This is a genomic window from Actinoallomurus acaciae, from assembly GCF_042429965.1.
GTDB lineage: Bacteria > Actinomycetota > Actinomycetes > Streptosporangiales > Streptosporangiaceae > Actinoallomurus > Actinoallomurus acaciae.
This window is the reverse complement of sequence record NZ_JBHLZP010000111.1, coordinates 1-18,816: the sequence shown is the minus strand read 5'-3', so window position 1 is coordinate 18,816 and position 18,816 is coordinate 1. Positions and strand designations below refer to the sequence as shown.

Genomic DNA, 18,816 nt, shown 5'->3' with positions numbered 1-18,816 from the left:
GAGGCTCCGGAGGCGACGGCGCCGCCGCCGGCCGCCCCCGCGTACGATCCGAACGACCCGATCGTCCGGGTCGAGCGGGAGACCCTCAAGCTCGCGGTGCAGCGGCCGGCGCTGCTCGGGCCCGGCTTCGACGCCGTGTCCCCGGACGCGATGCTCGTCCCCGGCCACGCGGCCGTCTCCCGGCTGATCGCCGAACTCGGGGGCACCGCCGCCGCGACCGGACCGGAATGGGCCGGCCGGCTGCGGGACGCCGCGCCGAACGACGAGGTCAGGGCCCTGGTCACGAGTCTCGCCGTGGAGCCACTGCGGTATTTCGGACTTCCGGACGACCGATACGCCCAATCTCAGCTGTCCAGATTGCAGGAAGTGCAGGTAACGCGCGAGATCGCGAAGTTGCAGTCCAAACTAGGACGGCTGAATCCGGTCGAGCACGGCGAGGAGCACCGTCGCCTGTTCGGCGATCTCATGGCCCTTGAACAGCAGAGACACAAGTTGCGTGAGCGCGGAATCGGGTCCTTGTGAGGGAAGTGGCCGAAAAATAGGTCCCCCGTTACGCGGGCACCTTGACGCACACTGTCATCGTGGGCCCTTCAGTGCTGCCAAGCGAGACGCCGTCGGTTGAGCAGGTGGCGGACCTCGTCGCACGCGGCAGAGAGCGCGGAATCACCGTCGACGACGTGGCCGCCGCGCTCGACCGCTCTGACCTTCCGGCCGACTCGGTGGACCGGGTCGTCCGGATTCTGGGAGAGCAGGGTGTCGAAGTCCTCGAGTCCAGCAGCGCACACGAGGACTCGGCGCGCGTCGATGGGGATGATGCCTCCCGTCGCGCGCCGACGAGCGATCTGGTCCGTATCTACCTGCGAGAGATCGGCCGCGTGCCGCTACTCACGGCAGAAGAGGAAGTCGAACTCGCGAAATCGATCGAGGCGGGACTGTTCGCCGAGGAGAAGGTGGCCGGCGCGGCCATCCTCGTTCCCGGCGAACGTGGCGACCTCGAACAGCTCGCCCACGACGGAGTACGGGCGAAGCAACGACTGATCGAGGCCAACCTGCGCCTGGTGGTGTCCATCGCCAAGCGCTACGTCGGCCGCGGAATGCTGTTCCTCGATCTGATCCAGGAGGGAAATCTCGGTCTGATCCGTGCCGTCGAGAAATTCGACTACACCAAGGGGTACAAGTTCTCGACCTATGCGACCTGGTGGATCCGCCAGGCGATCACGCGGGCGATCGCCGACCAGGCCCGGACCATCCGGATTCCGGTCCACATGGTGGAGACCATCAACAAGCTGGTGCGGGTGCAGCGCCAGCTCCACCAGGACCTCGGTCGCGAACCGTCCCCCGAGGAGATCGGCACGGAGATGGGCCTTTCCCCCGAGCGGGTCATCGAGATCCAGCGCGTCGCCCAGGAACCCGTGTCCCTGCAGTCGCCCATCGGAGAGGAGGACTCCGACCTCGGCGACTTCATCGAGGACGCGGACGCCGTGGTGCCCATCGAGGCCGCGGCGTTCATCCTGCTCCAGGACCAGCTCGACGGCATCCTCGGGTCGCTGTCGGACCGTGAGCAGCGGATCATCCAGCTGCGGTTCGGTCTGACGGACGGTCACCCGCGGACGCTGGAGGAGGTCGGCCGGGAGTTCGGGGTGACGCGGGAACGCATCCGGCAGATCGAGTCCAAGACATTGGCGAAGCTGCGTCATCCGACGCGCGCTCAGATGCTCCGGGAGTATCTGGAGTAACGCGTCCTGCGGCCGTGGGGCCCCTGACCGCCCTCGAGGGGAGGGCGATCAGGGGTCCTTTGCGAGGTCACGGTACGTTTGTCCCTTCCGTTTGTCGGGGTTTGAGGGGAAATGGTGAGCAAGCTCGCACCTGGCCTTCAGGTGCGCGGCTTGACGAACTGAGCTTAGGTGAGGCTAACTTAGGCAGACCTAACCCCTTTTTCTCATATGCTGGAGACCCCATGCGCCCTGCCCACGTGATCGCCGCCGCGGGTGCGGTCATCGCCTCGCTGTCCCTGTTGTCGGCGTGCGGGAAGGACGATGCGGCGGGCGGCAAGAGCGGCGCCATCGCGGTCACCGCCACCGACTCCTCGTGTGAGGTCGGCGCCAAGAGCGGCGCTGCCGGAGCCACCACCTTCAAGGTCACCAACAAGGGCTCCCAGGTCAACGAGCTGGAGATCCTCGCGCCCGACGGCAAGATCGTCTCCGAGCGGGAGAACATCGGCCCGGGCACCGGCGCGGAGATCACCGTCTCGCTCTCCGCTGGCACCTACAAGGTCCTGTGCAGCGCCGGGATGACCGGCAGGGGGCCGTCCCAGACCTTCACCGTGACCGGCAAGGGCAAGGCGACCGACCCGCGCCTGGACGCGGCCGTCGCCTCATACCGGATCTACATCGGCGAACAGGTCGACGACACCCTCGCCAAGACCAAGAAGTTCGCCGCCTCGGTGAAGAAGGGCGACATGGCGGGGGCCAAGGCCGAGTTCGCCCCCTCGCGCTTCGGCTGGGAGGCCATCGAGCCGGTCGCCGAGTCCTTCGGCGACATCGACCCGAAGGTCGACACCCGCGAGGCCGACCTGGAGAAGAACCAGAAGTGGACCGGCTGGCACCAGATCGAGAAGGCGCTCTGGAAGACCGGGTCGTTGAAGGGCGAGGGCCCGTACGCCGACGACCTCGTCAACGAGATCGGCATCCTCAAGCAGCGTGTCGGCACCGCCTCGATCACCGCCACCTCCATGGCCAACGGCGCCAAGGAGCTCCTCGACGAGGTCGCCACCGGCAAGATCACCGGTGAGGAGGACACCTTCTCCCACACCGACCTGAGCGACTTCAAGGCCAACGTCGACGGGGCGCAGAAGGCGTTCGAGCTGCTCAAGCCGGTCGTGCAGGAGCGGGACGCCGCCCTGACCTCGGACCTGACCGACGAGTTCGCCAAGGTGCAGAAGCTGCTGACCAAGTACGAGAAGGGCGACGGGTACGTCTCCTACGACACCGTCGGCAAGAGCCAGCGAAAGGAGCTGTCGGACGAGGTGAACGCACTGGCCGAGCCGCTGTCCAAGCTCGCGGGAGTGGTCGCCAAGTGACCGAGGTCTCCAGACGCCGGCTGTTCGCCTACTCGGGTGTGACGCTGGCCGCGGGCGCCGCGGCCGGCGCCGGCCTGGTCAGCGCCGCCCAGGCCGTCGAGGAGCCCTCGGACGACGGGCCGGTGCCGTTCTACGGCGCCCACCAGGCCGGTATCGCCACGCCCGTACAGGACCGCCTGCACTTCGCCGCCTTCGACGTCGTCACCGACGACCGCGACCGCCTCGTCCGCATGCTCAAGGAGTGCACCGCGGCCGGCGCCGCGCTCACCGCCGGCCGCCCGTACGGCTCGGCCTCGGGCGGCCTGCCCGAGTCGCCGCCCGACGACACGGGGGAGGCCCTCGGCCTGCCGCCGGCGCGCCTGACCCTCACCGTGGGCTTCGGCCCCACGCTGTTCGAGAAGGACGGCAAGGACCAGTTCGGCCTCAAGGCGCGGCGTCCGGCCGCGCTCGCCGACCTGCCGCGCTTTCCGGGAGACGCGCTCGACCCCGACCGCAGCGGCGGCGACATCTGCGTCCAGGCCTGCGCCGACGACCCGCAGGTGGCGGTGCACGCGATCCGCAACCTGGCCCGGATCGGGTTCGGCGTCGTCGCGGTGCGCTGGTCCCAGCTCGGCTTCGGCAAGACGTCCTCCACGACGCCGGACCAGCAGACGCCGCGCAACATGTTCGGCTTCAAGGACGGCACCCGCAACATCTCCGGCGGCGACGACAAGGCGCTCGGCGAGCACGTCTGGGCCTCGGCCAAGGACGGCACGCCGTGGATGGCCGGCGGGTCCTATGTCGTCGTCCGCCGCATCCGCATGCACATCGAGACCTGGGACCGTACGTCGCTCAAGGAGCAGCAGGACACCTTCGGCCGTACCAAGGGCGAGGGCAACCCGTACGGCGCCAAGCGCGAGCACGACCCGGTGCCGCTCGCCAAGCTGCCGGCCGACTCGCACGTACGCCTGGCGCACCCCGACAGCAACGGCGGCATACGGATCCTGCGCCGCGGCTACTCGTTCACCGACGGCAGCGACGGCCTGGGCCGCCTCGACGCCGGCCTGTTCTTCATCGCCTACCAGCGCGACCCGCGCAAGCAGTTCGTCGCGCTGCAGAACAGGCTCGCCGACAGCGACCACATGAACGAGTACGTCCAGCACGTCGGCTCCGGCGTCTTCGCCTGCCCACCGGGTCCGCGCAAGGGCGGCTACTGGGGAGAGACACTCTTCGCCTGAGCCGATCTGATCCGTCGCGCGAACCGTGTTCGGGGCGCTCTCGCCGGGGTCCGGACCGGCTGATCGGCGAGGTGCGGCGTCCCTGGCGCTGGACCTGGACATCCGGACGCCGCTGTTCCGGAGCGAGAACTGCGCCGGACGCTGCGGCTGGTCGGCGAAGGACGGGCGGAGCGGGGCCTCCGCCGGGCGGTCCGCGAGCACGCCGACGTGATCGCTCATCTGGATCTTGACGCCGAGGGGCTGATCGGCGCCTCCAGGCCGGTCAGCGCGGTCCCCCGCCGGATCCGGCGGGGGACCGCGCCGCCGGTAAAAGGCGACGTGCGGGCCCTTCCTGCCTCTTTCCGGGACTTTGGGCGGATCGGGCATCGCCGACGGTGCGGACGTTCCGTACGCTGTGATAATGGGGCTGCGGCTCATGGGCGACGAGACGGCCGTATGGGAGGCCGCCGCACGCGTGCTCGACGCGAACTGGACCGGCACGGCCACCCTTCCCGCACCGGGGCTGTACCCGCACCAGTGGAGCTGGGACTCGGCCTTCGTCAGCCTGGGGCTGGGCCGGCATCGGCCCGAGCGGGCCCGGATCGAGCTGCTGTCGGTGTTTCGCGGGCAGTGGGCGACCGGCCTCGTTCCGCACATCGTGTTCAGCTCCGGTGTGGCGGGCAACGCCTTCTTCCCGGGGCCGGAGTTCTGGCGCAGCCACGCCCAGCCGGACGCCCCGCGCGGCGTCGAGACCTCCGGGCTGGCCCAGCCGCCGTTGCAGGCGCTCGCCGCGCTGCGGCTGGCGCAGGGCTCCGGCGCGGACGAGCACCGGGCGTTCCTGACCCGGCTGTACCCGCGGCTCGCCGCCCAGCACGCCTACCTCGAACGCGAGCGCGACGTCGCCGGGTTCGGGCTGGTCAGCCTCTGTCACCCGTGGGAGTCCGGGCTGGAGAACAGCCCGGCCTGGGACCGGCCGCTGCAGGCCGTCGAGCCGCCCCGGTCGCCGTTCACGCGGGAGCAGAGCGCCGACGGGGCCGTCGCCGACCGGAACGTGTCGCTCGTACGGTCGATGCGCGACGCCGGGTACCGGGCGGAGTACCTGCGCGACGACCATCCGTTCGTCGTGGAGGACCCGCTGTTCAACGCGGTGCTCCTCGCCTCGACCCACGCTCTGGCCGAGGTCGCCGAGCTCGCCGGCGCCGACCCGGGCCCGCACCGCGAGTCGGCGCAGCGGATCCACGGCGCGATGCTCGACCGGCTGTGGGACGGCGGATGCTTCCGCGCCCGCGACGTCCGGACGGACGAGCTCATTCCCGCCGCGACGATCGCCGGTTTCGTACCGCTGCTGGACCCCGAACTGCCGGCGGCGATCGTACGGAGCCTGGCCGAGCTGCTGCTGTCCGCGCGGTTCGCCGGCGCGACGGGATATCCGGTGCCGACCTGCGACGTCCAGTCGGCGGTGTTCGACCGCGGATCGTACTGGCGCGGCCCGACCTGGGTGAACACGAACTGGCTCGTGTGGCTCGGCGCGCTCACCCACCACCTGGACGCGGTCGCGGACCTGCTGCTGGGCTCGACCCTGCGCCTGGTACGCCAGTCGGGGTTCCGCGAGTGCTTCGACCCGTTCGACGGCACCGGCCGTGGCAGCCACGACTTCAGCTGGTCCGCCGCGCTCGTCCTGGACCTGCTCGGCTCGCGGCGGTGCCCGTGAGACGGCGCCGTCTCCGGCCGCCGGGTGACGTGGAGCGTGCCCGGCGCCGGTAATGGGACGGGCATGGCGCGGGCATGGGGCGGTAGCGTGAGCGCATGCGACTGACACGGCGGCGGAGTCTGCCCGAAGGCCTGACCCTCGGCAGGGGAGAACGGGTCCTGGCGGTCAGCGGTGAGACGGTCGCGACCGACGCCGCGCTGCACTTTCAGGACGGCGCCGGATTCACCCGCCTGCCGTGGGAACGCGTCGAGCAGGCCGCGTGGAGGGACGGCGTCCTGGCCGTACGCGAGGTCGGCGGCGGGCGGCACTCCGTCCACCTGTCCGAGCCGGGCTCGGTCCCGGAGACGGTACGCGAACGGGTCACCGCGACGGTCGTGGTGAGCACCCACGTGAAGCTGCCCGGCGGTGGCGGCGTACGAATCGCGGCCCGGCGCCCGGCAAAGGGCGGCGGCGATCCCCGCTGGACGCTGGTCTTCGACCCGGGCCTGGACCCTTCCGACCCGGGCCTGCTCGCCCAGGCCGAACAGGCAATGGAGGAGATCCGCCGCCAGACGGGCCTGTGAGCCTCACTGATCGCCGACCGACACGCCGCCGGGGTCCCTGGATACCTCGGGCGATCTTCGTGGGCCCAGCGGGGTGTGGTGGCCGTAGCGGTACCTGAGTGGCTAACCGGAGACGCACGGCCGAGCGCACCGCCGGTCACCGGCCCTGCCTTGGCCCCGCACCACGCCTAGTGCGGTGACCACACACGTTCGCCGGGTTTGGTCATGCGGCCTTTGGTCGCGGTCGGCCCCGGCGTTGTTGTCGTTGGCTACGGATGCGGGGGCGTTCGCGGCGTTGGGCGGCGGGGTCGTCGGGGTGGCGGGTGTTGGCGTTATGCCGCCGTTGGTAGGCGTGCAGGCGGTGGGCCAAGGCGGTGTGGCTGGGATGGTTGGAGTCGGCCATCGCGAAGGTCCGCAAGGGCCCGAACTGTCGAGGGAGTGGTCACCGCCTTTACGGGCGCGGATCACGCCCCGTACTCGCCGTGGAGGTAGCGGATGCGGTGGGTGCGGCGGTAGATGGCCGGCAGCCGGTCCGGTCGGGACCGCTTCGCCCATGCCGAGCCGTGGCATGGGCGGATCGCTAGCGGGCCGAACTGGTCGAAAGTGAAGCAGCGGTCGGGAAAGTGGCTGGTGACGTACTCGACCCGGTCCCGCTTGGCGTCCTTGCCCGGGTCACGCGATTCCTTCCAGGTGCGGGTGCGTTGGAAGGAGATCCCGCGTGAGTGCGGGATCTGCCGAAGTCGTTCCCGGCCGATACCGATTGGGGGGCCGGGTAGTCGGCGAGCTTGCGGATGCTCCAGTGCGTGAACGGACGCCCCGGCTTCGCCGGGCCCGTGGTGGCCGTCTCGATGATGAGCTCCACGTCATCAGTGCTGATCAGGCGGGGACGGCCACCGCCCACTTAGGGTCCCCGCAGGCCAGTCCCTGTTCATTGAACGCGTGGATCACGTCCCGGACAGTGTCTTCATCCGCGGCGACCGGTCGGGCGATCGCCCGTATCGGCGTCCCCGGACGCAGACGCCATGACGATCACCGCCCGACGAACCCGAATCGACTCATGGCTTTCCCCGCCGCACGATCTGCTGCAGCCGCTGACCCTCCTGGTCGGTCAACCGCCGTGCCCGGACCGGTACTGCCACCCGAGGACCTCACTCACAACAGCGATCCGGTCGCTATCGAGACCCGACAAACTCCGCAACTACGGATGCCGACCGGCGTGTCACCAGACCCGGTGAACGCATGTGGTCACCGCACTGGCGGACGCCGGGTGGCGGGTCGTTCGTGGCGTCTCTGCCGTGCCCGCCGGGTCGGTGTGGGGGCGAGGTCTGCTGGGGTGGAGACCGGTGTCTCTGTCTAGTGGGGTCGCTGGGTGGTGGGTCGGTCGTGGTGTCTCTGCCGTGCCTGCCGGGCCGGGGGAAGCCGCGGGTTCGCTTGATCCGCGCCGTGGCCGGCGGGCAGGTTCGGTGGAGGGTGGGCCGGGGACCCCGTACCGGGGCCTTTCCGAGCCTGCCGGATCGGGAGCGATCGGGCGGGGTCCGCCGGCTGGGTGGCTTCGGGGTCAGCTGATGTCGGCGGTGTCCTGGCGGTCCCGGTGGATGCCGGGAACCCGGTCGCCCACCTTGTCGCCCACCTTCTGTCGGGCCGTGTCGGCCAACTCGCCGGCCCGGGCGCGCAGGATGCCGGCGGCCTCCTGAACAGTGGGGTTCTCCGCGACACGTCGGGAGAGCCGCTTGATCTGCTCGTAGCGCTCCCGCCCCGCGTGTGTGCCCAGCACGTATCCGACGGCTGCTCCCGTGAGGAACCCAAAGCGATACTTCATGGCCATCTCCTCTGCCGGTCGAGTTAAGACATACCCCCCGCCCGCTCTGACAGTCGGGGAGGAAACGAGCACCCCTGGAATACGCTAACCTTGGAAGCCGTCGGGACGACCGCACGAAGCGGCTGTCGCGCGATCCTCCGTAGCTCAATTGGCAGAGCAGCCGGCTGTTAACCGGCAGGTTACTGGTTCGAGTCCAGTCGGGGGAGCCGAGGCGGGCTGTGATGCTCGCCGTCCCTTGGAGCGGCTTCGCTTGGGCCCGCTGTGTTTGTCCAGGGGGGCGACCCCCTGGAACCCCCGATGTGGGGCTCTGCCCCACGCCCTCTTCCCGTCGGCCGTTCGTGGTCTGGCTTTTGTGGTGTTTGTCCTGGGGCTCCAAATTCTGGAGCGGGGTGCCTTGTCCTTTGACGCGGTGGCTGCTTCTGGCTGGGGGCGGGTGCTGGGGGTTTGTGGAGGTTTCTGGTGTGGGGGGGTGCTTGGGGGGTACGGGGGGGCTTGTTGTTTTGGTTGTGTGGGGCTTGGGGTTCTCTTCTGTCAAAGTTTGATCACGAGTCGGTGAACCTTTCGCGGGCTCCGGCCGTATCAAGGGGTGGTGGGGATGTGCAGGCCTCTACTTCCAGAGGATGAAGCGGCACGTGTCCCCTCTCCGCCCCTCGGTGGACGAGGTCCCGCCCAAGACCCGCCTGACGGGCGACGTTAGAGGAGGTGCGCGCTGCCATGCTTGGGATCGGGAGAAGGAATCGGCGGCCTTACATCGCTCTTACCTCCCACCCGCAAGACTCTGAAGTACACACCACTCTCGGGGGTGACAGGTGAAGGTTGACTCGGCGGCATGGACGCCGCCCAGCTGGGACGGGATCGTGCGTGAGCACTCCGCGCGCGTCTACCGCCTGGCGTACCGGCTGACCGGAAACCAGCACGACGCCGAGGATCTCACGCAGGAGGTCTTCGTCCGGGTGTTCCGTTCTCTGTCGAACTACACTCCCGGCACGTTCGAGGGCTGGCTGCACCGCATCACGACCAACCTGTTCCTTGACCAGGTCCGTCGCAAGCAGCGCATCCGCTTCGAAGGGCTCGCCGACGACGCGGCCGAGCGGCTGCGCGGCCGCGAGCCCAGCCCGGCGCAGGCGTACGACGACCAGCATCTCGACGGCGACATCCAGACGGCGCTCGACGCCCTCGCCCCGGAGTACCGCGCCGCGGTGGTCCTGTGCGACATCGAGGGCCTCTCGTACGAGGAGATCGCGGCGACGCTCGGCGTCAAGATGGGCACCGTGCGCAGTCGTATCCACCGTGGCCGGGCACAGCTCCGCGCCGCGCTCGAGCACCGGGCCCCGGAGGTCCGCGGCAAGACTCCCCGGCGCAAGCCTCGTCGCGTCGGCCGGCTGCGTACCAACCCGGCCTTCACGACGCCCTGACGCCGGCGCCGCCACACGCGCCCGACCGGACCGGCGACAGCGGGATCGGTCCGGCGCGGAGACGACGTGTCCCGGGAGCGTGAGCCCACGCCCCGGATCCCGCCGTCGAGTGCCTGCCCGGCCCTCGACCGTACGGGGCCCGGCGCGATCATCGCGGTTCAGGCCACCGTGACCGGGTGCCTCACGACCGCGTCGAAGAGATAGCCCAGCGTGTTGTACCGGGCGGCGTCCGGCTGGGTCGTCCCGGTCACGTCCGTCGCCCTCGCGAGCAGTGTGTGCGGGCCGGTGCCACGGGAACTCCCAGCGGAGCCACCCGCCGGGCCCGCCCCGCCCGTGCGTACGGGCTCGCCGCCGGCTCGTCCCGCCGTCGGTGCCCACCTCGACGTGCCGGACCGCCCCGTGACCGGACCACGACCGGCCGTGCAACACGGTCGTACGGCCCGCGCTCAGCGTCGCGTCCCACGGCAGCTCGAAGGCGCTCTTGACCACCTGACGCGTCACCGGCGCGCTGCCCCGGGCGGATAGCCGGGTCCGAACAGGCGGTAGTACTGCGTGTTCCAGGGAGAGAACAGCGGGGCGTCCGACACCTCGATGTCACCGACCCACTAGGGCACCACCAGGCGTACCGGGAAGCCGTGGTCGGGCGGCAGGGGCCGGCCGTTCATCTCGTACGCGAGCGGCGCGTCGTCCAGGGCCCTGGCGATCGGGATGGGGCGGCGTACGCGTCCGTGGTTCGTGCCGGCGTCGACGTGGTCGGGATCCAGGCCGCGCGGCATGACGTCGACGGCGCGCTTCGTCAGGCCGGCGCGTTCGAGCACGGCCGACAGCGGCACGCCGCGCCAGCGTGCGACGCCGATGGCGCCGAGCTTCCACGCGGTGCCGCTGACCTGCTGGTTCTGCTGGGTGGTGTGGAAGCGCGGCCGTTGCCGGTGCACTCGATGAACGCGCTGAGCTCCCTGGCCGGCAGGCCGAGCAGGTCCTCGTAGGAGAACTCGACGGCGCGGTCGAGCGTGGGGGAGCCGTGCAGCCCGTCGCAGAAGAGCCGCAGCCGCCGGCTCCGTACGTCGATCAGCGGCGTGCCGGTGTGGTCGCGGACGAAGAACCGGTCGATCGGCGTGTGGTAGCCGCGGCCGCGCATCGCCTCCCAGCGCATCTCGGCGTTGCTGCCGTGGACGACGAACAACTCGGGCGGGAGCGGTTTGACGATCGGGCCGGTCGCCGTGGCCGCCGCCGGACGCGGCGCCATGCCGCCGACCGCCACCCCGAGTCCCACGGTGGCCGACATGCGGAACGGGGCTCTGCGGGACATCGCGTTCCGCGCCCGCCACTGCGCCGCGCGCAGCCGGTCGTAGGCGGCCTCATTCCTCAGGTCCATGCCGCGATCCCGCCATGTCTGTTTTGTCGACCTGAGCAGTAGGGAAACTCCCGATCTTGTGGTCCACGGACGCGGTAGCGGGTGTGTGCTCGTTGGATGAGCTGACGTACGGTGACGAACGTCGCGGCGAGGTAGAGGCAGAAGTCGACGATCTGGCCGTTCTTGCCGGTCATCCGGCGGAGCCTGCCGTAGCCGTTCATCCGCTTGCCGGGTCGGGGCGAGCAAGGATGAGTCGTGCCGGTTCGCGCCCGCTGACACCACTGCGACAGGGATCTCATGGCCTTCGAAGCACACTGAGCGTTTCAGACCGCCCTTGTGGCGGTCAGGTCCGCGTGGCGATCCGCTCATATCCCGACCCGTGCACCAACGCGTCGATAACGTGCTCGAACACCACTCCGGTCCGGAATTCGCCGCCGGTGGCAACCCCGCGGGTGCGCAGGGTCGAACATCGGCGGAACGCCTCCACGGCCGCACCGCGGCGCGTTGACCACTTTGCGGGGATGGCTCGCGGGCCATGCCACTACGATCCTCATCGTGGCAGATAAGCCGAGTGGCCTTATTTCCGGAGCTTCGGAAAGCGTCGTGCTGCGCCCACCGACAGGTCTCCGCCGGCTCGCCTGGGTGGTGGCGGTGTTCGCGGGACTACTGCTCCTCGCGGCCGGCCTGGCGCTCCTCATCGGTGCCATAATGCCCGGTTTGTGTATCGCGGCCACCGCGATGTACCTGGCGGGGACGACGGTGGGGATTCTGAGCGGTCGCGCCGAGCTTCGGCAAAATGGCCTGCTCAGCCGGGATGACCCGTTTCGGAAGACCTCGCTGTCCTGGGATGAGATCGGCGAATTCAGGACACGCGCCGGGCTGTTGACGGAATCCATCGTGGCAGTACGGGCCGAGGGCGCGCCGGTGACGCTAGGGGCACCGATCCGCTTCCGGTTCGGGTCCGCACCGGCGTTCCACGCCGCGGTCGTGGAACTGTCCCGCCGAGCCGATGTATCGGTTGCTCGCGGCCGGCGGTCGATGCGGCGTGTCCTCATCAGGATCGCGCTGCTCGCAATATTCGCCCTGTTGTTCGTCAAAATGGATCCGATCTGGCACCACGACCGATGGCCGGGAAGAAGGGAGGCCGACAGCCTCCCGGACGCCTGCAAGACGTTCGCGGCCCATGCCCGGCAATTGTTCCCCAAGCTCGCCGCACATCCCTCTCCTGCCAGCACCACGGGATTCATTCAGGAGAACGATTGCAACTGGGGCGGTTCCTCGCTCTCGCTCCATTACACGCTGTTCCGCTACGCCCTCGGACAGGACGGTGGAATCGAGCACGCCAAAAGGTGGTATCGCGAGCAAACGCCCCAGACCACCGCGGATACGAACGTGTCCCTGCACGGCCTTGGGGACAGGGCTCTGCTGACCGTCTCCGGCACCGTCCGGGCGAGGCAGATACAGATCACCGCGCGCAAGGGCAACGTCGTCGCCTGGATCGTCTACATGCCACCCGCGGGCAAAGACGCCAAGGACACGGCGGTCGCAGCGGCCGAACAAATGGCCCGCGAAGCCCTGGGTGAGGTCGTCTTGCACTGACGGCCACGGCGACAAGGAGAGCCCGGTCGTACCCGCGGAGGTCGCGGAGGCGACTCGGGGCGCCTGGGCGTCGGAACCGGCGACGGTCCGCTCCGGTCGCGCTGCCGAAGAGCGACCCCGGCGTCGTGCGCGTCGTACGGGCGGCTGAACACGCTCCGCGAGCGTCACGGAACAACCCGAAGATCACGGATGGTCACAAACCATGATTAACGGATTCCGTGCCCTGTGGTCTATTACCACAACCGGCGCCCCTCATTTGCCGGTTGCTCTAAGGTGCCCCTTATGGCGGTGATGTCCGAAGAAGTGGTGGCCGAACTCGAGCGTGCGCTGCCCGCCGGGCGGGTGATCCGGGACGCCGAGGTGCTGGCGTCGTACGCGCACGATGAGGCGGAGTGGGCGCCGTACGGGCGCCCGGCGGCGCTGGTGCGGCCGCGTGAGACGGCCGACGTCCGCGAGGTGGTGGCCCGCTGCGCCGTACGCGGGGTTCCGGTCGTCGCCCGGGGTGCGGGCACCGGGCTCTCGGGCGGGGCCAACGCTCTCGACGGATGCGTGGTCATCTCCTTCGAGGCGATGAACGCCGTGCTGAGGATCGACGCGAACGAGCGGCTCGCCGTCGTCCAGCCCGGTGTCGTGAACGACGACCTGCGGAGTGCGTGCGCCGAGCACGGCCTTTGGTACCCGCCGGACCCGGCGAGCGCGCCGTGGTCGACGATCGGCGGCAACGTCGCGACGAACGCGGGCGGGCTGTGCTGCGTGAAGTACGGCGTGACGCGCGACTACGTGCTGGGCCTGGAGGCGGTCGTCGGGCGCGGCGACGTCGTACGGCTCGGGCGGCGGACGGCGAAGGGCGTGGCCGGGTACGACCTGGCCGGGCTGCTGGTCGGCTCCGAGGGCACGCTCGGGATCATCACGGAGATCACCGTACGGCTGCGGGGCGTGCGGGCGGCCGAGCGTACGGTCGTCGGGTACTTCGACTCGGTGGTCACCGCCGGCGAGGCCGTGGCCGCGGTGGCGTCGGCGGGCATCGTGCCGAGCGCGCTCGAACTGATCGACCGGCACTGCCTGCGTGCGGTGGACGAGTGGCGCAACATGGGGCTCGCGGACGGCGGGGACGTGCTCCTGCTCGGCCGCTGCGACGCTCCGGGCCAGGCCGGTGAGGAGGAGGCCGACGCGATGCTGGCCTGCTTCGAGTCGGTGGGCGCGACGTGGAGCACCCGATCGACGGACGCGGAGGAGGCCGAGGCGCTGTTCACCGCGCGCCGCCTCGCGTACCCGGCGCTCGAACGCCTCGGCCCGGTGCTCTCGGAGGACATCTGCGTCCCGAAGATGCTCGTCCCGGACATGCTGGCGCGCATCGAACGCATCGCGGGCGAACACGACATCCACATCGCCAACATCGCCCACGCCGGCGACGGCAACCTGCATCCCCTGATGATCACCCCTGTGGACGACGAGGCAGCGCGTGTCCGCGCCCAGGCGGCGTTCGAGCAGATCATCGACGAGGCGATCGGCCTGGGCGGCACGGTCACCGGCGAGCACGGCGTCGGCCTGCTGAAGCGCCGCGGCCTGGAAGTGGAGGCCGGCCCCGTGGTCCTCGACATGCACCGCGCGATCAAACAGGCCCTCGACCCGGCGGGCATCTTCAACCCCGGCAAGGTCTTCGCCGTCGACGGCTCCGCGGGCTGACCGGGATCGGCTGAACGACAACCCCCGGTTGACATTGACAACCCGGGGTTGTCATACTGACGTGCATGAGCAAACCGATCGAGACATCGGAGCAGGCCGAACTGATCGCCCGGTTGAAAGAGGTCCGGGCTCAGGCGATCGAACACGCGCGGATCGCGCAGGACCTGGCCCGCGAGCGCCGCCGGATCATGGAGCAACTGCTGGGGGAGGGGTTCAACCAGGCGGACCTCGCCCGCGAGCTGGGCGTGACGCGCCAAGCGATCCAGAAGATGATGAGCGTCGGCCGAAAGAACTCCCACGCCTGAGACGCAAGGGGTTCACTCGACGACGCCGGCCGACGTGAGCTGCGGATCAACGCCGAACCGCACGTCCGTGAAGATCTGCGGCCACGTGAACGGCCGCCGCTGTCCGAGCGGATGGACCGGGGCCGGGTCCCGCCCGGTGTTCGCCGAATGATTACCGGCCCGGCGACGGCGCATCGGGTGATCCGGCGCATGGCGCGGTCCCGCGTCCCCCTCGATCTGGGCTGCCACTACGTGGGCGGCCGCCCACGCGCCGTGGCCTAAAGGCTCGGGCGGTAGAGGGCCCAGAGCTCCCCGAGGAAGAAACCCGCGAAGCGTTCGAGGGCGCCCGGCCCGTGCGGGCCGGTGGTGCGGAACGTCGTCAGCTGGCGGGCGAAGTCCTCCACGCTCAGATGCAGGATGCCCGCGCCCACGATGGCGGCGTTGTCGTCTCCGCCGTCCGGGACGTGGCCGTCCAGCAGGCGGAAGTAGAGGGTGGTCGTGTCGGGCCAGACGCGGCTCGCCGGATGGTGGCGGATGTCCTTCCAGCCCGAAAGGGTGCGGGGCCGGTTCTTGTCGTCGGTGAAGTGCAGGCGGTATCGCATCAGGCGGCGATCCGGCGCATCTCCCGGCGAGAACAGGTTGAACCAGCCCCGCTCGACTTGACGCCGGCCCCCGCAGCCAGCGGCGTCAATCCATCCCTCGGCCTGAGCGGTGTGCTCGGGCTCCTTCAAGAAACGCTCCACGTCGTCGACCGTGATCGTCAGCCGGAAACCGAGCGCGCGCCCGGCCTCCCGCCCGGCTGCCTCTCCGGCTCCGGGAGCGTTCTCCCCGTCGGTGTAGAACCCCTTCATCTGTTCGGTGAACGACAGTGACGTGCGATCCGGGGAACCCCCAGGCTTCTCCGGCTCGCGCGCACCGCCGTTCATCGACCTTCCAACCGGGTGCACGCGAGCGTGGCCGGTCGTCTCGAGCAGGCGGGTGGACATGCGGTCCGCCAGCGCCGCGATGGTCAGTGACGGGTTGGCGCCCACCGAGCCCGGCACCGCCGCCCCGTCGGCGATGTAAAGCCCCGGATGGCCGTACACCTCGCCCCACGGGTCGCAGACCCCCTCGTCGGCGTGCCGTCCCATCGGCGCGCCGCCCAGCGGGTGCACGGTCACGATCCGCTTGCGGAACCAGACCGGGTTGTCGGCGTAGCGCGCGCCCAGCACGTGGGCGATGCGCCGCATCGTGGCCCGGACCCGGTCGAAGTACGCCTCGCTGGTCTCGGTGTTCCACTGGACGTCGAGGTTGCCGCCCCGCAGCTGGAGCAGGCCGTCGGGCACGTCGCGGCCCATGCCGAGCAGCGGCAGCGAGCTGACCGACAGCGCCCCGTCGCCGATCAGCTCCGACAGCTCCTTGGAGGTGCGGCTCTGCGGCGCGTGCGAGATGAAGGCGCGGAACCGCTCGAACAGCACCCGGACGATGCGGGCGACCTCGTGCGTGACCTCGGCCTCCTCGACCATCCAGTCGACGAAGGACGGGTAGCCGCCGTCCTGGATGTAGGCGCCGCGGCCGGAGGCGCCGTCGACCTCGTCGGGCAGCCGGATCGTGCTGGTGATGACCGGGCCGTGGCTCGCGTCGAGCGGGCGGACGCGGGCGCGGTCCTTGGCCCGGAGCAGGAACGTGAGCAGGTCGCCGTTGCCGGAGAACCGGGTGCCCAGCGCCGGGCTCAGCCCCGGGAACCGCTCCCGGTCGCGCAGCAGGAGGTAGGAGGTGCCGTAGGTGCCGGCGGCCAGCACCAGGCGGTCGCAGGAGATCGTGGTCAGCGGCAGCCTGCGGGCCTTCTCGTCCGGGTCGTGCACGACGTAGTCGACCTCGTAGCCGCCCTCCGGGCGCGGCCGGATCGCCCGCACCTCGTGCAGCGTGCGCAGGTCGGCGCCGTGGTGCCTGGCGGCGGACAGGTAGGTGTGGTCGAGGCTGTTCTTGGACCCGTCGTTGCAGCCGATGTTGCACTCGCCGCACAACCGGCAGGTCTTGCGCTGCGCGCCGTGCAGGTTGCCGTACGGCCGGTCCGCCAGCGGCAGGCCCAGGCCCGGCTCGGCCTTCGGCTCGGGCGCGAAGCTGACCGCCAGCGGCGCGAGCTGCCAGTCGAGCCCGAGCTCGGCCGCGGCGTCCTGCATCGCGTGCGTCTTGGGCGTGGCGGCGAACGCGGGATGGTCGAGCGGGTATCGCGTGGCACCGAGCATGGCCTCGACCGCGTCGTAGTGCGGGTCGAGGTCGGCGCGGCTCACCGGCCAGCGTTCGTACCCGCCGCCGGGCAGCGCCTCCTCGTGGACGAACCAGCGCTCGTCCTTGCGCAGCAGGACGTTCGCGTAGATCAGCGAACCGCCGCCGAGCCCGCTGGAGACGACCGAGTCGAACCCGCGGAAGCCCCACACGTCGAACAGCCCGTAGAGCCGCGCGCCCGGGTCCCAGAAGGCACGGCTCATCTCGGCCGGCGTACGGGCGAAGCTGCCGGGCGGGTACGCGCGGCCCCGCTCCAGCACCACCACGGACCTGCCGGCCTCGGCCAGCCGGTAGGCCGCGACGGAGCCTCCGAAGCCCGACCCGACGACGACCGCGTCGACGTGTTCCGCCGCCGCCACGTCAGGCGGCCTTCCGCTTGAGAAAGTCCACGATCTTGGGAAACACGTCGACGTGCGAGTTCTTCCCGATGAACGGATCGATGTGCCCGTAGCCCGGCAGGGTCGCGAACTCGTGCAGACCCGGTGTGATCTTCTCCAGCAGCCCGTAGCAGTGCGCGTTGGAGTCGGGGAACACGTGGTTGTGGTCGCCGGCGAGGAACAGGATCGGCGTCGTGACCTCGGCGGCGTTCGCGAGGTAGTCGTCGGGCAGGTCGGCGTGCCGGGGGTCGGACGGGTCGAACTTGACCGCGTGCCCCGCCCGCGCCATCTTCCGGATGTGCCGGTAGTAGTGCGCGCCGGTGGCGGCCAGCAGGTCGGCCATCCGCTCGTGGGTGACCGGCAGCAGGTTCTCGTGCTCGTACAGGGCCGGGTGGCCGCTGCCCCACATGAAGCTCGCCATGTGGCACGCGCTCACGTCGCACTCGCGGTGGAACAGCGACACCAGCCGGGAGAGCATCCACGCGCGGGTGAGCGTCGGCGCGTGGCCGAAGCGCGGGTCGAGGAACGGCAGGCCCAGGAGGTACTCCTGCGCCGCCGGGGCGATCGCGAGCTTCACCCGCGACCAGGCCGGCGGCAGCGGCGTCAGCGAGACGCTGTTGCTCGTGAAGCTGGTGATGCCCTCGACCGCCCCGCCGAACAGGCTCATGGAGAAGGCGATCCCGCCGGTGCAGTGCGCGACGACGTGCACCCGGCGGTCGCCGATGTGGGACCGCAGTTCGGCGAGCGCGGCCGGGAAGTCCCAGTCGGCGATGTCGTCGAAGGTGTAGCGGTGCGTCTCGGCGTCGTACGGGAAGCGGCTGCTCATGCGGAAGTCGAGTGCCCAGACGTCGCCGAAGCCCTCGTCGAGGAGGAACGTGGTGAAGTTGCGGTGCTCGGGCATGATGAACATGTCGCTGGAGGCCGTCAGGCCGTGGAGAAGCAGGACGACGTCATCGCAGTCGGCGCGGTGGAACCGCGTGAGGTGGAGACCGAGGCCGTCCTCGGTCGTGAACGGATGCATCGTGATCCGAGCGTCCGGCACGCCCTCCAGCGTGAACCGGGCGATGCGCTTCTCCATGGTCTTGGTCCCTCCCGTGGGCGGACGGTCATCATCATGCCGAGCGCGATCGATCGCGCGTGTCGTGGAAAACCCTGACTTCCGCCCTCACCTGCGCCCCCGGCCGCCGACGAGGGCGCGTGGCGCGGTGCGTACGGGCGCTCAGTCCTCGGTGAGCCGGGCGAGCGCGTTGACCACGCCGACCCTCGATGTGACGGAGAGTTTGGTGAAGATCCGGGACAGGTGGGTCTCGACGGTGCGGACGCTGATGAAGAGCTTTTCGGCGATCTGCTGGTTGGTGTGGCCCTCGGCGACGAGCGCGGCGACCTCGTACTCGCGCCGGGACAGCCCGTGGGCGCCGCGGCCGGTGGCGCCGGGCACCCGTACGCCCTGCCGCCGCAGCTCCCGGACAGCCTGACCCTGGAGCGC

At 70.2% G+C, this 18,816-nt stretch carries 16 protein-coding genes, 1 tRNA gene and 2 pseudogenes; 11 read left to right on the top strand and 8 right to left on the bottom strand.

Annotated features, from left to right (window positions below; genetic code table 11):
• From dnaG to ACFFNX_RS17095, 6 genes are all read left to right on the top strand, one after another.
• A partial coding sequence (gene dnaG, locus ACFFNX_RS17120) for a DNA primase (protein ID WP_512699850.1) occupies window positions 1–522 on the top strand: 522 nt, incomplete at its 5' end.
• Between the two features lie 104 nt (window positions 523–626).
• On the top strand, window positions 627–1,736 hold the full coding sequence (gene rpoD, locus ACFFNX_RS17115) for an RNA polymerase sigma factor RpoD (RefSeq protein ID WP_378202472.1): 1,110 nt from the start codon (window positions 627–629) through the stop codon (window positions 1,734–1,736).
• A gap of 221 nt (window positions 1,737–1,957) precedes the next feature.
• Window positions 1,958–3,079 carry an iron uptake system protein EfeO gene (gene efeO, locus ACFFNX_RS17110; RefSeq protein WP_378202469.1) on the top strand — a complete coding sequence of 374 codons (1,122 nt, stop codon included), beginning with the start codon at window positions 1,958–1,960 and terminating at the stop codon, window positions 3,077–3,079.
• On the top strand, window positions 3,076–4,296 hold the full coding sequence (gene efeB / locus ACFFNX_RS17105; RefSeq protein ID WP_378202465.1) for an iron uptake transporter deferrochelatase/peroxidase subunit: 1,221 nt from the start codon (window positions 3,076–3,078) through the stop codon (window positions 4,294–4,296). Before efeO ends, efeB begins: the two co-directional genes overlap by 4 nt.
• Before the next feature lie 400 nt (window positions 4,297–4,696).
• Window positions 4,697–5,986 carry an MGH1-like glycoside hydrolase domain-containing protein gene (locus ACFFNX_RS17100; RefSeq protein ID WP_378202462.1) on the top strand — a complete coding sequence of 430 codons (1,290 nt, stop codon included), beginning with the start codon at window positions 4,697–4,699 and terminating at the stop codon, window positions 5,984–5,986.
• 95 nt (window positions 5,987–6,081) lie between these two features.
• Window positions 6,082–6,549, top strand: coding sequence for a hypothetical protein (locus ACFFNX_RS17095; protein WP_378202459.1), 468 nt, complete (start codon window positions 6,082–6,084; stop codon window positions 6,547–6,549).
• A 202-nt stretch (window positions 6,550–6,751) separates the two neighbouring features.
• Here the strand turns inward: ACFFNX_RS17095 and ACFFNX_RS17090 are convergent.
• Both ACFFNX_RS17090 and ACFFNX_RS17085 read right to left on the bottom strand, forming a co-directional pair.
• A pseudogene (locus tag ACFFNX_RS17090) lies at window positions 6,752–7,667 on the bottom strand (helix-turn-helix domain-containing protein).
• A gap of 419 nt (window positions 7,668–8,086) precedes the next feature.
• A complete protein-coding gene (locus ACFFNX_RS17085) occupies window positions 8,087–8,347 on the bottom strand; it encodes a YtxH domain-containing protein (protein WP_378202456.1) in 261 nt (86 codons plus the stop codon).
• A gap of 133 nt (window positions 8,348–8,480) precedes the next feature.
• Here ACFFNX_RS17085 and ACFFNX_RS17080 point away from each other — a divergent pair.
• Together ACFFNX_RS17080 and sigE are read left to right on the top strand one after the other, a co-directional pair.
• Window positions 8,481–8,553, top strand: a tRNA-Asn gene (locus ACFFNX_RS17080).
• A gap of 603 nt (window positions 8,554–9,156) precedes the next feature.
• Entirely contained in the window at window positions 9,157–9,762 is a 606-nt protein-coding gene (sigE, locus tag ACFFNX_RS17075) for an RNA polymerase sigma factor SigE (protein WP_378202454.1), read from the top strand.
• A gap of 605 nt (window positions 9,763–10,367) precedes the next feature.
• Here sigE and ACFFNX_RS17070 read toward each other — a convergent pair.
• From ACFFNX_RS17070 to ACFFNX_RS17060, 3 genes and pseudogenes are all read right to left on the bottom strand, one after another.
• Window positions 10,368–10,619 carry a molybdopterin-dependent oxidoreductase gene (locus ACFFNX_RS17070; protein ID WP_378202478.1) on the bottom strand — a complete coding sequence of 84 codons (252 nt, stop codon included), beginning with the start codon at window positions 10,617–10,619 and terminating at the stop codon, window positions 10,368–10,370.
• A complete protein-coding gene (locus tag ACFFNX_RS17065) occupies window positions 10,559–11,137 on the bottom strand; it encodes a hypothetical protein (protein ID WP_378202450.1) in 579 nt (192 codons plus the stop codon). Before ACFFNX_RS17065 ends, ACFFNX_RS17070 begins: the two co-directional genes overlap by 61 nt.
• A pseudogene (locus ACFFNX_RS17060) lies at window positions 11,128–11,628 on the bottom strand (hypothetical protein). The gene ACFFNX_RS17065 and the pseudogene ACFFNX_RS17060 overlap by 10 nt, the downstream one beginning before the upstream one ends.
• Before the next feature lie 43 nt (window positions 11,629–11,671).
• Here ACFFNX_RS17060 and ACFFNX_RS17055 point away from each other — a divergent pair.
• From ACFFNX_RS17055 to ACFFNX_RS17045, 3 genes are all read left to right on the top strand, one after another.
• Window positions 11,672–12,715, top strand: coding sequence for a hypothetical protein (locus ACFFNX_RS17055; protein WP_378202447.1), 1,044 nt, complete (start codon window positions 11,672–11,674; stop codon window positions 12,713–12,715).
• A 291-nt stretch (window positions 12,716–13,006) separates the two neighbouring features.
• On the top strand, window positions 13,007–14,401 hold the full coding sequence (locus tag ACFFNX_RS17050) for an FAD-binding oxidoreductase (protein ID WP_378202475.1): 1,395 nt from the start codon (window positions 13,007–13,009) through the stop codon (window positions 14,399–14,401).
• 65 nt (window positions 14,402–14,466) lie between these two features.
• Window positions 14,467–14,706 (top strand): TrfB-related DNA-binding protein, encoded by a 240-nt coding sequence (locus ACFFNX_RS17045; protein WP_378202444.1) that lies wholly within the window; start codon window positions 14,467–14,469, stop codon window positions 14,704–14,706.
• 257 nt (window positions 14,707–14,963) lie between these two features.
• On the opposite strand, the gene ACFFNX_RS17040 is transcribed toward ACFFNX_RS17045, so the two are convergent.
• From ACFFNX_RS17040 to ACFFNX_RS17030, 3 genes are all read right to left on the bottom strand, one after another.
• Window positions 14,964–17,312 (bottom strand): GMC oxidoreductase, encoded by a 2,349-nt coding sequence (locus tag ACFFNX_RS17040; RefSeq protein ID WP_378202441.1) that lies wholly within the window; start codon window positions 17,310–17,312, stop codon window positions 14,964–14,966.
• Window position 17,313: 1 nt separating this feature from the next.
• Window positions 17,314–18,408, bottom strand: coding sequence for an alpha/beta hydrolase (locus ACFFNX_RS17035; RefSeq protein ID WP_378202438.1), 1,095 nt, complete (start codon window positions 18,406–18,408; stop codon window positions 17,314–17,316).
• A gap of 141 nt (window positions 18,409–18,549) precedes the next feature.
• Window positions 18,550–18,816 (bottom strand): response regulator transcription factor (locus ACFFNX_RS17030; RefSeq protein ID WP_378202435.1); only part of this gene is annotated, 267 nt, incomplete at its 5' end.